At 31.3% G+C, this 14,676-nt stretch carries 10 protein-coding genes and 1 rRNA gene; 2 read left to right on the plus strand and 9 right to left on the minus strand.

The features are described 5' to 3' along the window. The first annotated feature begins 365 nt into the window (after positions 1–365). A complete protein-coding gene (locus tag P8K68_RS07195; RefSeq protein WP_366143735.1) occupies positions 366–2,852 on the plus strand; it encodes a helix-turn-helix domain-containing protein in 2,487 nt (828 codons plus the stop codon). Positions 2,853–2,991: 139 nt separating this feature from the next. After that, positions 2,992–3,492: a hypothetical protein gene (locus P8K68_RS07200; RefSeq protein WP_300249018.1), complete on the plus strand. Its 501-nt coding sequence runs from the start codon at positions 2,992–2,994 to the stop codon at positions 3,490–3,492. 59 nt (positions 3,493–3,551) lie between these two features. Here the strand turns inward: P8K68_RS07200 and P8K68_RS07205 are convergent, their stop codons facing one another. From P8K68_RS07205 to rrf, 9 genes are all read right to left on the minus strand, one after another. After that, complete coding sequence (locus P8K68_RS07205) at positions 3,552–3,785, minus strand: DUF6095 family protein (RefSeq protein ID WP_300249019.1); 234 nt, start codon at positions 3,783–3,785, stop codon at positions 3,552–3,554. After that, the gene (gene murQ / locus P8K68_RS07210) at positions 3,772–4,593 is read right to left on the minus strand and encodes an N-acetylmuramic acid 6-phosphate etherase (protein ID WP_300249020.1); all 822 of its coding nucleotides are present in this window, start codon (positions 4,591–4,593) and stop codon (positions 3,772–3,774) included. Before murQ ends, P8K68_RS07205 begins: the two co-directional genes overlap by 14 nt. A 29-nt stretch (positions 4,594–4,622) precedes the next feature. Then, the gene (locus P8K68_RS07215) at positions 4,623–6,083 is read right to left on the minus strand and encodes a TolC family protein (RefSeq protein WP_300249021.1); all 1,461 of its coding nucleotides are present in this window, start codon (positions 6,081–6,083) and stop codon (positions 4,623–4,625) included. 6 nt (positions 6,084–6,089) lie between these two features. Next, a complete protein-coding gene (locus P8K68_RS07220; RefSeq protein ID WP_300249022.1) occupies positions 6,090–7,442 on the minus strand; it encodes an ABC transporter permease in 1,353 nt (450 codons plus the stop codon). Between the two features lies 1 nt (position 7,443). Then, positions 7,444–8,688, minus strand: coding sequence for an RND transporter (locus P8K68_RS07225; RefSeq protein ID WP_300249023.1), 1,245 nt, complete (start codon positions 8,686–8,688; stop codon positions 7,444–7,446). A gap of 150 nt (positions 8,689–8,838) precedes the next feature. Further along, positions 8,839–9,654, minus strand: a complete 816-nt coding sequence (locus P8K68_RS07230; RefSeq protein WP_300249024.1) for a DUF4249 domain-containing protein — start codon at positions 9,652–9,654, stop codon at positions 8,839–8,841. A 4-nt stretch (positions 9,655–9,658) separates the two neighbouring features. After that, complete coding sequence (locus tag P8K68_RS07235; RefSeq protein WP_300249025.1) at positions 9,659–12,034, minus strand: TonB-dependent receptor; 2,376 nt, start codon at positions 12,032–12,034, stop codon at positions 9,659–9,661. Between the two features lie 77 nt (positions 12,035–12,111). Continuing rightward, positions 12,112–14,322 carry an NADP-dependent isocitrate dehydrogenase gene (locus P8K68_RS07240; RefSeq protein ID WP_300249026.1) on the minus strand — a complete coding sequence of 737 codons (2,211 nt, stop codon included), beginning with the start codon at positions 14,320–14,322 and terminating at the stop codon, positions 12,112–12,114. A 254-nt stretch (positions 14,323–14,576) separates the two neighbouring features. Beyond that, positions 14,577–14,676, minus strand: a 5S ribosomal RNA gene (rrf, locus tag P8K68_RS07245); the annotation flags it as partial.

Genomic DNA, 14,676 nt, shown 5'->3' on the forward strand with positions numbered 1-14,676 from the left:
TAATCCTTTTGCGAAAGAGCAACCTCCGCCAGATAAATACATACAGGGGGTTCTTTTTTGAAAAAACAATAAAACAAAGGATAAAATCAGTAAAATGGTGAATGTTAGTGTGCCTAAAATTTATTTAGGACAGGATTGATATTTTATAGGAATATTAATACTTTATTTAATAATATAGTTTCCAAATAAGTTATCTATTGGATGAATTTTAATAATTTCACTGTTCAAATTTTTATAAACCACTTAAAGACCTATGAGATTACCACGCCATTCTCTCTTGCAATGACCTGATAAAAAGATATTTTGGATAGCGCGGTTTTAATTTTTCTTTAAAACCCGCCCAAAAAATCTTTCAAATTATTATCTTGAAATTTTTAATTATTAAATATTTGATGGCTGAAAATAGGGAATTAGAACTGGCATGGGCGTTTGTTAATAATACAAACCGATCTATATTTTTAACTGGTAAAGCGGGAACTGGAAAAACGACTTTTTTGCACCGCTTAAAAATGAACAGTTTAAAACGTATGGTAGTTGTTGCGCCTACGGGTGTTGCTGCTATTAATGCTAAAGGGGTAACGATACATTCGTTTTTTCAGATGCCTTTTGGTCCTATACTACCAGATACAGATTTAAATGCTTCTAAGGGATTTAACAGGAAGTTTAGCAAAACGAAAATCAATATTATCAAGTCGATGGATTTATTGGTTATAGATGAGATTAGTATGGTTCGTGCCGATTTGTTGGATGGTATTGATAGAACATTGCGCCGTTTTAGAAATAGAAATAAAGTGTTTGGTGGTGTGCAAGTACTGATGATTGGAGATTTGCAACAACTCTCACCTGTTATTAAGGAGCAGGAATGGGATTTGTTGAAACATGTGTATAGCAATGGGTTCTTTTTTAGTAGTCATGCATTTAAGCAATGTGATGCGCTTACTATTGAGTTGAAACATATTTATAGACAGGAGAATCCGATATTTATTCAGATTCTTAATGAGATTAGAAATAATTGTTTGACTGAAGCTAGTGCTTTTGAATTGAATAAACGATATGTAGCCGATTTTACGCCTGAACCTGATTCGGGGTATATTTCGTTAACGACTCATAACAATAAAGCCGAAACTACTAATAGGATAGAGTTAGACAAGTTAACCACCAAAACACATACTTATAAGGCTGAAATTAAAGGAAAGTTTCCAGAGTATGCTTATCCAAATAAAGAAACTTTAGAATTGAAGGTAGGGGCTCAAGTGATGTTTGTTAAGAATGATAGTAGTTCTGAAAAACGTTATTTTAATGGAAAAATAGGAAAGGTGATTCTAATGGATGCTGATGAAGTAGTTGTGCATTGCCCTGATGATGATTTTAATATTGTAACAACTCCCGAATTTTGGGATAACATCAATTATACGGTTGATAACGAAACGAAAGCAATTAAGGAAAATATTATAGGATCATATACCCAAATGCCGTTGCGATTAGCGTGGAGTATTACAATTCATAAAAGTCAAGGTTTAACGTTTGAAAAGGCTATTATTGATGCACAAGGGGCTTTTGCACATGGACAAACTTATGTAGCGTTGAGTAGGTGTAAATCTTTAGAGGGTTTGGTATTGAAGAGTAAGATTCATTCCAGTCAAATTATAAGTGATGGTAATGTAAGGACATTTAATGAAAATGCGGAGCAAAATGCACCCGACGAAAAGGTTTTGGAGGATTCACAAAAGGATTTTCAGTTGGATTTGATTGCGGAAGTGTTTGGTTTTTATAATTTTTTATATCCTTTGAATCGGATTTTAGATATTTATTATAAGAACAGAACGGTTATTGAAGGCCCTGTTGAGGACACGTTTTTACCTATTAAAAATACAATTACTAACTTCTTGAAAGTGGCAAATGGGTTTAACGCTCAGTTGAAACAAATTTCTGAAGAAGGTTATGAATTACCAGAACGGAGTACTCTTATTCAAGAGCGTTTTAAAAAGGGTATTGGGTATTTTAAAATGGAAACAGAAACTAAAATTACATCACCTTTAAAAACATTTGCTTTTACTACAGATAATCAAGCTGTAGGTAGTGAGATTACTAAACATCTAGATGCTTTTGAGGAATTATTATCTGTGAAGTTACTTTATTTTAAAGGTTTAGAAACTGGTTTTACTGCGGAAAGGATTTTAGAGTTACGAGCGAAGTCTGTTTTTATGGGGAAAGAAAAACCTAAGAAACTAAGAAAAACGGTAGTTGAAGGGACTAGTAATGTGGAGTTATTTGAAAAACTGCGTATATTGAGAAATGATATCGCTGAAGAGAAAGATTTAATTCATTATCAGATTTTTGCACAAAAAACACTTTATGAAATGTGCGAAACCTTACCAACTAATAAAGCAGCGTTGTTAAAGATAAATGGTATGGGGAAAACCCGGGTTGAAAAATATGGTACTGCTATTTTGAAAGTGATTAAAGCATATTGTGATGCGCATGATATTGAAACTTCTGAGGATGTAGAGATTTTTAATGACCAAAAACCAAAAAAGAAATCAAATAACACGAAAACTAAAAAAGGAGATAGTATGAAGGTTTCTTTGGATATGTTTAAATCTGGAAAAACAATTTTTGAAATTGCTAAAGAAAGAAATTATGTTCCGAGTACTATTACTAGCCATTTGGCAAGCTTCATTAAAACTGGAGAAATAAAGGCTACAGATTTAATGCCAGTTGAATATTATGAAGAACTTAAAAGTATTATTCCAAAATTAAAATTCGAAAATTTATCTGATTTGAAACATCAAGTGGATGAAAAATATAGTTATAGTGAGTTGCGTTTGGTGTTGGAGGATTTGAATAAGTAAAATGTGTGCGTTGTTAATTTATAGGTTTTAGCTGCCTCAATCTAACAACAGGTCTCTTTTGATTTGTAAGGATTTTGAAGTGTTAAGACTAAATGTGAGACCGTTATTAAATTTAAAATATTTAGTTAAATTCGTGTTCATGAATATCATTATCCATTCTACTCTAAAAACACTTAAAAAATCTCAAGTTTTATTAGATCATTTGTCTAATAATCAGTTGTGTGATGCTTCTGTATCTCCTTATTATTCAAGTATTGGAACGCATATTAGGCACATTTTAGATTTTTATGATTGTATTTTTACTAAGGATTCTGAAAATAGAGTTGACTTAACTGCAAGAAGTAGAAATAAGGATATTGAATCTGATTGCGGTTGTGCTCAAGATTACCTGAATTTAATTATTGGGAGATTAGACTCTGCCTCTTTTGATATTAATGGTTCCGTTTTAGTTATTGATGATTTAGGTTTAGGTAAAACTGAGATACCATATACTTATGGTTCTTTATTGGCACAAGCTAATAGTCATACGATTCATCATTATGCTATTATCAACTATATTTTTGATAGTTTAAGCATTGATATTAACGATGCAGAATTTGGTTATAATCCTACGACGCCAAAACAAGTTTCTGAAGAATAATTAGATTTTTTATTTTATAAAGCAAAGCGTTTTCTACTGGGCTCGACTTTTAATAAACGTTATTTGTTTTTGAACATACTATTCATAATCAATTTAATGCCTTTAAAGATTAAAAATATGGCAAAGGCACAAATTAAACACCCTATAATTAAGAGTGGAATATAAAGTTTGTCATCAGGTTTACTAAATGCAAAACTTAATAATACGGGTCCCATAAGGAGGCTTAATGCTGCGAATATTAGTGTTTTTACACCTTGAAAAAGCATAACTTTATCTGTTTTACTGTCTTCCATCTTGATATTTATTTACCGCGTTACGAACGCTTTTATATTTGTTTAATAATTTTAAAGCTTCTTTTTCGGAAACATTTATTTCCTTCATAATCATTTTAGCACCTCTATCCACTAACTTATGGTTACTTAATTGCATATCTACCATCTTGTTTCCTTTTACATGACCTAATTGAATCATGGTAGATGTTGTAATCATATTAAGTACCAACTTTTGAGCAGTTCCTGCTTTCATTCTTGAGCTACCTGTTACAAATTCAGGACCAACAATAACATCAATAGGATATCTAGAAACATTTGAAAGCGGACTATTTTTATTACATGAAATACATCCTGTAATAATTTGATTTTCATTACAAACTTTTAATGCTGAAATGACATAAGGTGTTGTTCCAGAGGCCGCAATACCAATTACCACATCATTTTGGTTAATATTATAGTCTTGTAAATCTTTCCAGCCTTGAGTTGTTGAGTCTTCTGCAAATTCTACCGCTTTTCTAATTGCAGAATCACCACCAGCAATAATACCGATAACTACATCGTGAGACACTCCAAAAGTTGGTGGGCATTCAGAAGCATCAACAATACCTAATCTACCACTTGTGCCTGCTCCCAAATAAAATAAACGACCACCTTTTTTTAACTTTTCAACAATTTGAAAAACCAATGCTTCAATTTGAGGTAATACTTTTTCAACAGCATTAGGAACCGTTTTGTCTTCTTTATTGATGTTTTTTAGCAACTCAGACACACTCATTTTATCCAAATGGTTGTGGTTAGAATCTTGCTCTGTGGTTTTAATAAAACTCATGGTTCAAAAATAGGAATTATTAAGTAGTTTTAATCATAAAGAATGTCTTCAACTTCTATTTTTTTGTCATTTATAAAATCATAAAGTGTCAATTGTCTTAATATGTAGTAATCTCTCCAGAACTTTTCGAGAGAATTTAAGTATTCAAATACAGCCTTATCTCTCTCTTCTAAGGCAATATTTAAATCCGTAATAGTTACTTTATTTAGTACATATCGCTTTTTAGAAATATCATAACGCTTCATTGAAACTTCTTTAGCTTTTTCAGCGGTAATTAAAAAATCTCTTTGGTTAGACCAGTTTAATACATGTAAATAAATTTCTTGTTCAAACTCCTGTTTCTCTTGGTTTATATTATTGTTAGTTAAATCTAAATTTGCTTCTGCCATTTTTCGCCTTGATTTAGATACCCCCCAATCAAATATTGGAAGTCCAATAGATACTGAAACGTTTTGTTGTTTATTAAAATTGTTAAAAAGATTATTGAAATCATCACCATTTTGAGATATTCCAAAATTAGCTCTTATACCCAGTTGCAACCTATTATTTCCTTTTTGAAAAGCTACGTCTTTCTCAGCTTCTAACCGTTTTCTTCTAAACTCAATAACCGCTTTTCTATTAGACTGTGCTTCATTTAATGCTTTTTCTACATCGACATCAAAAAGTGGAAGCTGTTCAGGAACATCCAATTCTAAATTTTCAGTGTCTAATTCTAAGTAACGCGCTAAATTTTGTGAGGTTCTTTTTAACTCTACTGTATTTGTTGTAACTCTATTTTTAGAATTTAAAAGCCTTAATTCCATTTGAAGCAATTCATTTTCTGCAATTTTACCCATTTTAAATCTACCTTTTGCAATTTGAAATAAGGTGTCTTGATTAGATAGATTTGTTTCAGCTATATTTAATTGCATTTGGGCTTTAAGTAACTCAAAATATCTACGAGAAGTATTAACAGATATTTGTTCCATATTTTCAATAAAATCTCTTTTAGATTCTTCATAAATTAAGGGCTCTATTTTTTTATCCCATTTAAATTCATTGAATAAAATTGAATTTTGAAAATAATTAATCGAAAAAGGAATAACAGAATAACCAATATTATCATCAAGACCAAAAAGCTCTACGCGTTCTAAGTTGGTGTTTACAGACAAAGTACCTCCAGTATATGGTACACTCTGGGAAATTGATAAACCTCCTTCTACAAGTAATTGATTTTGTGTTACAAAAATATCTTGACCTGTATCATTTGTTATTCTACGTACTGCATTTCTATATTCAGGTAATGTAGCATTAAGCCTAAGTTCTGGCAGAAAACTTGCTTTGTAGCGTCTAAATCGCCAATAATTTGCTTGATTTCTATTTATATTAATTTTAAAATCAGGAGATTTTTTTTGTGCTATATCAATAGCTTCACCAAGGGTTAATTTCTTTGATTGAGAAAAAATAATTAAAGGAAAAATAACCAGAATTATAAGAAGTGTTTTTTTCATAGTTGACTATTCAGATCTTAATGCTTCAATAGGTCTTTTATTTGCAGCAGCTTTAGCTGGGAATATTCCAAAAACTAACCCAACAATTACTGCAATTAAAAATGATATCATAATAGAGTTAAATGTTAAAACGGTTTCTATGCCCGAAACAAATTCTATAATATAAGCTCCAATAATACCCAAAATTATTCCAACAATTCCCCCTCCAACACTTATAAGTATAGATTCTGATAGGAATTGCAAAATCACATCTTCTTGGGTCGCACCAATAGCTCTAATAATTCCTATTTCTTTTGTTCGTTCTAAAACTGAAGCAAGCATAATATTCATAATACCTATTCCTCCTATAAGTAATGATATACCAGCTATTATAATTAAAACAATATTGAAAATTTGCTTTGTTTTTTGTTGCTGTTTAAGTAACTGAATGGGAATTTCTATTTCAAAATCTAAAACATCATTATGTCTTCGTTTTAGCATTTTACTTAAAACTTCAGCAGTAGATTTTAGTTCATTTGAATTTGAAACTTGAACAGTTAATTTATCAATTTGATGATAATTTCCTCTTGGAATTTTCTTTTTTGGACCATTTTTGTTTTGGTTTCTAACGCCTACTTTATCTGAGATTATTTTTCGGTCTCTATAACGAACTAAAAAAGTATTTACAGGAATATATACGTCTTGATTTAAATCTCTTATACCCAGATTTTCTTGAGCTTTATCTGAAATTAATTTTTCTTCGATTACTCCAATTACTTGCAGCCATACGTCTTTTATTTTAATATGCTTTCCCAAAGCACTTTCTCCAGTAAACAATTTTTTCTCTACTTTTTTTCCTATAATACAAACAGGTAAAGCATTTTTTATTTGATAGCTTGAAAACCCTTTTCCGTTTTCTATATCAATATTGGATGCTTGAAAAAATGATGGTGTAATCCCAATAAGTTTTACTGAATTTTGTTTACCGTTATTTATAACATAAGTGTCTAAAATTATTTCCGGACTCACTAGTTTTACACTGGGGATATACTTTTTTATATTATTGGCATCTAATATATCTAAGCCTTTGGAGAAACGTTTAGATTCAGATTCTAGGTTTTCTTCCTCATTTTTATTCTCGTTTTCATCTTCTTCATCTGGTATAGGTGTTACTACAATATTATTTACACCAACTAATTCTAACTGTGCAAGTATCTCTTTTTCAGCCCCATTACCTATGGCCAACATGGTAATAACTGAGGCCACACCAAAAATAATACCTAGCGCTGTCAAAAAAGTTCTGACTTTATTGGTTTTAATAAACCAAAAAGCTTCAGTAAAATTAGACTTAAGTTTTTCTAAAAGTATTTTATCTATCATCTTATTCTAATAGCTTTATACTTTTATCCACTAAGTCTTTTGGTTTATTTAAGTATAACACATCACCTTCATTTAATCCTTTTTCAATAATTACCACTTCGTTGTTCGACAACCCTAATTTTACTTGTTTTTTATCAATAGAATATCCTGATTTAACATAGGTATAACTAATAGTATCTTTTGAGAAAACAGCTTCTAACGGAATCATCAAAACATCTTCTTGTTGTTTTGTAAGTATTTTGTTAGAAGTAGTCATTCCTGGTCTTATATTCTTATTTGTTTCATTTAGTTTAATTAAAACTTGAAACAGTTTAATGTCTGATCCTGCTTTTGTTTCTCCTACGTTAGCTACATCAGTTACAACACCCTTTAGTTCGATATCAGGAAAAGCATCAAAGCCAATTTTAACTGTTAATCCTTTTTTTATTTTTCTAATATCAACCTCATTGCTGTATGTTTTTGATTCCATTTTAGTTAAATCTGGCAAACTGGCAATAGCAGGTTCCCAAGGTGAAATTGTAGAGCCGACTTTCTTTTTAGTACCATTTCGTTCCTTGATATAAGTAATCATTCCTTCATCTTCAGAATAAATAGTGAATTTTTTTTGCAGTTCTAATAAATCATCAATACGTTTTTTATATTTTGAAACTTCAGTACCAACCTCTATCATTTTTGCATTAGCTTGTCTCTTTTTAATGGAATAATCTGCTTTTTTTTCTTTTAAATCTCTTTCGGTTTTTTCTATTTTAATTTCTAAGGATCTAATGGTTGCTGGGGGTTCATATATGGAGCGTTCTAATTCTAATCTATCTTCTTCAATATTAAACAGCAAGTCTTTTATAGAATTTCGTTCTTGTTTTAATGTTAAAGTTGTATCAAGCTCTTGTTGTATGTATCTAGATTGTGCTTTATCAAGATTTAATTGTGCATCAAGTATTTTTCCATTAAGTTCAGATACATCAAGTTTACCAATGTATCCGCCTTTTTTAACAACGGTTCCTTCAGGAACTAAATCTTGAATTTTTATATTGTAGATGCCAAATCGCCTGGCATTACTCGGTCCGTTTATTTCTTTTGAACTTGTAGATTGCGCTTCACCTGAAATATAGACTTCATTTAAAAAAGTGCCTTTAATTACTTTAGCTGTGAGTGAAACATCTTTATCATTTGAAGAATTGAAATATAAATAAATTATAAATAATAAAATGATTGAACCTACTATGTAGGCTATTCTTTTTTTATTCATGTGATTATTTTTTTTGTTGATGAGCCTTAAAAGTAGAGAAAAATCTTATTTGAAAGCATATATTTTAGTTAATATCATCTTAAAAAACTCAATGCATTACTATCATTATTATAATATACCCAAAATAGTATGTAATGAGCAAAAAAGAACTTACTCGACAATGTATGTGAAGACATCTGTTTCTGAAACTCTAAAATAACCTAAAGGAAAATTATCTGGGTTGGTTTGGTTGATGCAATTCCCTCTCACAGTAGCGGGTTGAATTTGAAATGGATCACCCGAATCTTCATCTGTTTGTTGTAATAGAATGTTTAAAAATTCATATGTCCGCTCTGATACACCAGAATTTCTAATGAGAAGTTGATTACCAGTTTCAAGGTCTTCATCAGAAAAAAATGCAAAAATTTGATTGCCATCTGTAAATTCATCGTCGTACACTTCTAGCGTTGAGCTATTTAAGTCCAGTGATAAAAACTCAAAAAGATAGAAGTTATCAATGTTTTCAGGGTCAGTATAGTATGCTTTTATTTCAATCTCGTCACCAGAAAAACCACCATCATTTTTTTGTTCAATAAATTCAATAGGTACTACAGGAATCATCGTTTCGGTAGCTGTGTAATTTTCATTATCATAAACGATGTTTAAATTGTAAACTTCATTAATTACGGGCAGGAAATTTTCGGTTTTATAAATTCCACTATTATTTTCCTCAGTAAAAATAAAGGTGTTATTATTTGAATCTGAAACTGTAACGTTAGCACCCGTTGCTGGAGGAATATTATTATCAAAATAGGGTGCTGTAAGCGAAAGTTTTATGAGTTGATTTGCCCCATTTGTCCCCTTAATCCAGTGTAAAGATGCATCTATAACTAATCTTGGTTCTGCACTATTAAGATCAACGTCTATAACATCTTCACATGATATTAACACTATAGCGATAAGACATGTTTTAATTATTTTTTTCATAATTCTAAAATTTAAAATTATAAGATATTGATGGAACAATTCCAAAAATAGCTAAACGTGTGGCTTCGTTTGCTCCTGTAATTTGGTTTTGACTAAAATTTATTGAAGCCGCATTTCTTCGATTATAAACATTATAAATACCAAAAACCCAATAGCTTTGTAAGCCATTCGTTTTATTTGGTTTTGGTATATAGTTTAGAGAAACATCTAGCCTGTTGTAACTTGGAAGCCTATCTGAATTTCTACCACTAAAATTAGGGATATTTAAGCCGTTATATTCATATTGTCCATTTGGAAATGTTGCAGGTTGTCCCGTTTGAAAAAGGAAATTAGTATTGATTTTCCATTTTTTATTCAATTCATAACTACTTGTTAACGAAATATCGTGAGTCTTATCAAAAGGTGTTTTGTACCAGTTACCGTTGTTAATTCCTAATTCGGTTGCTGTTCTTCCCGGAGTTTGTTGTTCAGATTTTGATAATGTATAGGCTAACCATCCTTTAAAGCGACCTTCATTTTTTCTAAATAGCATTTCTAATCCATAGGCTCTTGATCTTCCATTTAGTATAACCTGCTCAATAGCATTATTGGCAATCAAATTTGCCCCATCAATGTAGTCTATTCTATTTTTAACGTTTTTATAAAAACTTTCTATTTCTAAAGAGTATTTATTGTCATTGAAATTTTTGAAATAGCCAACAGCATATTGATCTAGTAATTGTGGTTTTATATATTTACCACTTGGAGCCCAAATATCTAAAGGAGTGGGGGAGTTTGTATTAGACAAAAGATGTAAATATTGACTCATACGATTGTAACTCAATTTTACAGAACTTTTAGAATTTAGTTGATACGCTAATGATGCTCTAGGTTCTAAATTATAAAAACTTTTAATAACATCACTTCGTTTGAATGATTCAGTACTAATAGGTTGTGCTTTTTCATAAATTTGAAAATCTTCATTAAAAAGAACAGCTTGATTATTTTCGTAAACATTTAGTTCGTCCTGCCCAAGACGATGGAAACTACTAATACGAAGTCCGTATGATAAAGCTAATTTATCTGAGACATTATGTTCAGCATCTAAATAAATAGCATTTTCAAAGGCATATTTATCTGTGAGTTTAAATGGGTTTATGCCTGAAGTCTCTACAGTAGGTTTAATGTCTCCAGGATTGAACCTGTAGTAAATACTGTTTAATCCGTATTGTAGCTTTATTTTATCAGTTAGATAGTGTTTAAAATCGTATTTTAAGTTGAAGTTTTGAATACCTGAAACCCAGTCGAATTCAACAAAATTTAATTTTAAATCGTAATCATAATCAGAATAGATTAAAGATAAATTGGAGAATAATTTATCTGAAAATAAATGATTCCACCTAAAGTTCAAAACGGAATTACCATAGGTGTTTTCAAAAGTATCTTCAATTCTAAACACATCTCTTCCAAAGTATCCGGAAAGGTAAATACTATTTCTGTCGTTAAGTTTATAGCTTAATTTGGTGTTTAAGTCATAGAAATAAGCGATGTTGTTAAGGTCAAAAAGAGGCAAAAACAAATGCGCATAACTTGATCTTCCTCCTAAGAGAAAAGAACCTTTGTTTTTTTTAAGCGGGCCTTCAAGTAATAATCTGCTAGATACAATACCAATACCGCCGTTAGCATGAAACTCTTTGCTATTACCTTCTTTTTGATAGATATCTAAAACAGAAGAAACGCGACCACCATAACGCGCTGGAATACCTCCTTTATACAATCTTAAATCTTTGATAGCATCTGGATTAAAAACAGAAAAGAAACCAAATAAATGTGATGAATTATAAATAATAGCTTCGTCTAAAAGGATTAAGTTTTGGTCTGCTGCTCCACCGCGAACATTAAAACCAGAAGCACCTTCACCAGCAGTAGTAACCCCTGGCAGTAGAGTTATTGCTTTAATAATATCCGATTCGCCAAGTACTACCGGAATGTCTTTGATAGTAGCGGAAGTGAGTTTGTTGACACTCATCTGAGGTGTTCTAATATTGAGCTTTTCTATATTTCCGGTAATCACAACTTCATCTAAACTTTCCAAAGCATCTTTTAAGCTAAAGTTTTTTGAGATGTCTTTTGAGACCATAATATTTTCGGATATTGTTGAATAGCCTAAGTAACTAATAATCATATTATAGTTGCCTTCTGGAAGTGTTATGGAATAGAAGCCGTATTCGTTAGTTGTTGTTCCAGCAGAAATTTCTGGAAAAATGACATTTACACCAATAAGAGTTTCGTTACTTTTTTCTTCAGAGATAGTTCCACTAATCGTGAATTTTTCTTGAGCTTTTAATGGCCATAAAGAAATATATAACACACAAATAAACCATATTAAGGGGGTCTTCATTTAATAGCTTTTTTTTTATAAAAGTATAAAAAAAGCCCCTAAAAAGGAGCTTTTCAAAATATATATTAATATTATTTTTATCTTAAAATAGCATTGAATGTTTCGCTCGGTCTCATAACACTATTTATAAGTGCTTCATTTGGTTCATAATAGCCACCAATATCTGTAGCTTGACCTTGGATATCATTTAGTTCTTTTACTATAGCATCTTCATTATCAGCTAATTGTTTTGCAATTGGCTTAAACTCAGCCTTTAAAGCTGCATCCTTATTTTGATTAGCTAATTCTTTAGCCCAATACAAGGCTAAGTAAAAATGACTTCCTCTATTATCTAGCTCTCCAACTTTTCTAGATGGCCCTTTTTTGTTTTCTAATAATTTGTCGGTAGCATCATCTAAAGTTTCACCTAAAATTTTAGCTTTTATGTTGTTATTAACCTCACTAAAATGCTCTAATGAAACGGCTAATGCTAAAAACTCTCCTAAAGAATCCCAACGTAAGTGGTTTTCTTTAAGCAATTGCTGAACGTGTTTTGGGGCAGAACCACCGGCACCAGTTTCAAATAAACCGCCACCATTCATTAATGGAACTATAGATAACATTTTTGCACTAGTACCAACTTCTAAAATAGGAAATAAATCGGTTAAATAGTCACGTAAAACATTTCCAGAAACTGAAATAGTATCTTCTCCTTTTATAAGGCGTTCACAAGTAAATTTTGTAGCATTAATAGGTGATAAGATTCTTAAATCTAAACCAGAAGTATCATGGTCTTTTAAATAGGTATTTACTTTTTTGATTATTTCAGCATCATGAGCTCTATTTTCATCTAACCAAAAAACAGCAGGAGTTTGAGATGCTCTGGCACGTGTTACAGCTAATTTTACCCAGTCTTGAATTGGTGCATCTTTAGTTTGGCACATTCTCCATATATCTCCTTCTTCAACAGTATGCTCTAATAACGTATGTCCATGGGCATCAATAACTTTTACTGTTCCGTTTTTAGGAATTTCAAAAGTTTTATCGTGAGAACCATATTCTTCAGCCTTTTGAGCCATTAAACCAACATTAGGAACTGTACCCATAGTAGTAGGATCAAAAGCACCATTTTCTTTACAGAAATCAATAGTAGCGGAATAAATACCTGCATAGCTACTATCTGGAATTACCGCTTTTGTATCTTGAAGTTTACCTTCAGCATTCCACATTTGTCCAGAGGTACGAATCATTGCTGGCATAGATGCATCAATAATAACATCACTTGGTACATGTAAATTTGTAATCCCTTTATCTGAGTTTACCATGGCTACACCAGGACCATTGTTATATGTTAATTGAATATCAGCTTCAATTTCTTTACGTTTACCTTCTGGTAGTTCTTGTAGATGGTCTAAAAGATTTCCAAGACCAGAATTTACATTAACACCTAATGCTTCAATGGTATCTCTATGTTTAGCAAAAACATCTTTAAAAAAAATTTTAACAGCATGACCAAAAATAATAGGGTCGCTAACTTTCATCATAGTACCCTTCATGTGAAGAGAAAACAAAATGCCTTTATCTCTAGCATCATCAACTTGTTTGTCTAAAAAACTCACTAAAGCTTTTTTACTCATAACCGTTGCATCAATAATCTCCCCTTTAAGTAAGGCAAAACTATCTTTTAAAACCTTAGTATTACCATTACCATCTAGATGCTCTATCGTTATGTTAGTAGCATCTTTTAAAGTAATAGACTTTTCATTATGAGCAAAATCACCTTCACTCATGGTAGCAACATGCGTTTTAGAATCTCTAGACCAAGCACCCATAGCGTGCGGGTTTTTCTTAGCATAATTCTTTACTGCTTTTGGTGCACGTCTATCACTGTTACCTTCACGCAAAACAGGATTTACAGCACTACCTTTTATTTTATCGTAACGTCCTTTAATGTCTTTATCCGTATTATTTTTGGGGTCTTCAGGATAATCAGGAATGTTAAAACCTTTAGATTGCAATTCTTTAATCGCATCTTTTAGTTGTGGCATGGAGGCACTAATATTTGGTAATTTTACAATATTAGCTTCAGGTTTTTTTGCCAATTCACCAAGCATGCTTAAATCATCAGAAATACGTTGATCTTCATTTAAAAAATCGGGAAACACAGCTAAAATTCTTGCTGCTAAAGAAATATCTTTAGTTTCAATATTAATGCCAGAAGATTTAACAAATGCTTGTACAATGGGTAATAAGGAACGTGTTGCTAAAGCTGGTGCTTCGTCGGTTTTGGTATAAATAATTTTAGGCATTGGCGTCGTTTTTTTTGAATTATTAATTGGCTATTTTAAATGAAGCGAATTACGATAACGTTTTCGCGGTGCGAATATACAAAAATAGACTTTTATAAATGTTTATTTAATTATTGAAAAAGGAACAATAACTAAAGTTTTAAAGGAAAACCAAAAAAATAAGGGATCAATCTCAAAAGTCATCATATAAATACTAGTATTTCAGTTTAGAACAAAAAAAGAGTCTAACTACATAATGTAATTAGACTCTCTAAAAAAGGCAACGACCTACTCTCCCACAAATGTAGTACCATCGGCGCAAATGGGCTTAACTTCTCTGTTCGGAATGGTAAGAGGTGAGCCCCATCGCTATAA

Source organism: Algibacter sp., from assembly GCF_029245835.1.
In the GTDB taxonomy this organism is placed as follows: domain Bacteria; phylum Bacteroidota; class Bacteroidia; order Flavobacteriales; family Flavobacteriaceae; genus Algibacter_B.

Bases quoted from the DNA above. Each gene is read 5' to 3' on its own strand.
- P8K68_RS07200 (WP_300249018.1), top strand. From the start codon at position 2,992: ATGAATATCATTATCCATTCTACTCTAAAAACACTTAAAAAATCTCAA.
- P8K68_RS07205 (WP_300249019.1), bottom strand. From the start codon at position 3,785: ATGGAAGACAGTAAAACAGATAAAGTTATGCTTTTTCAAGGTGTAAAA.
- murQ (WP_300249020.1), bottom strand. From the start codon at position 4,593: ATGAGTTTTATTAAAACCACAGAGCAAGATTCTAACCACAACCATTTG.
- P8K68_RS07215 (WP_300249021.1), bottom strand. From the start codon at position 6,083: ATGAAAAAAACACTTCTTATAATTCTGGTTATTTTTCCTTTAATTATT.
- P8K68_RS07220 (WP_300249022.1), bottom strand. From the start codon at position 7,442: ATGATAGATAAAATACTTTTAGAAAAACTTAAGTCTAATTTTACTGAA.
- P8K68_RS07225 (WP_300249023.1), bottom strand. From the start codon at position 8,688: ATGAATAAAAAAAGAATAGCCTACATAGTAGGTTCAATCATTTTATTA.
- P8K68_RS07230 (WP_300249024.1), bottom strand. From the start codon at position 9,654: ATGAAAAAAATAATTAAAACATGTCTTATCGCTATAGTGTTAATATCA.
- P8K68_RS07235 (WP_300249025.1), bottom strand. From the start codon at position 12,034: ATGAAGACCCCCTTAATATGGTTTATTTGTGTGTTATATATTTCTTTA.
- P8K68_RS07240 (WP_300249026.1), bottom strand. From the start codon at position 14,322: ATGCCTAAAATTATTTATACCAAAACCGACGAAGCACCAGCTTTAGCA.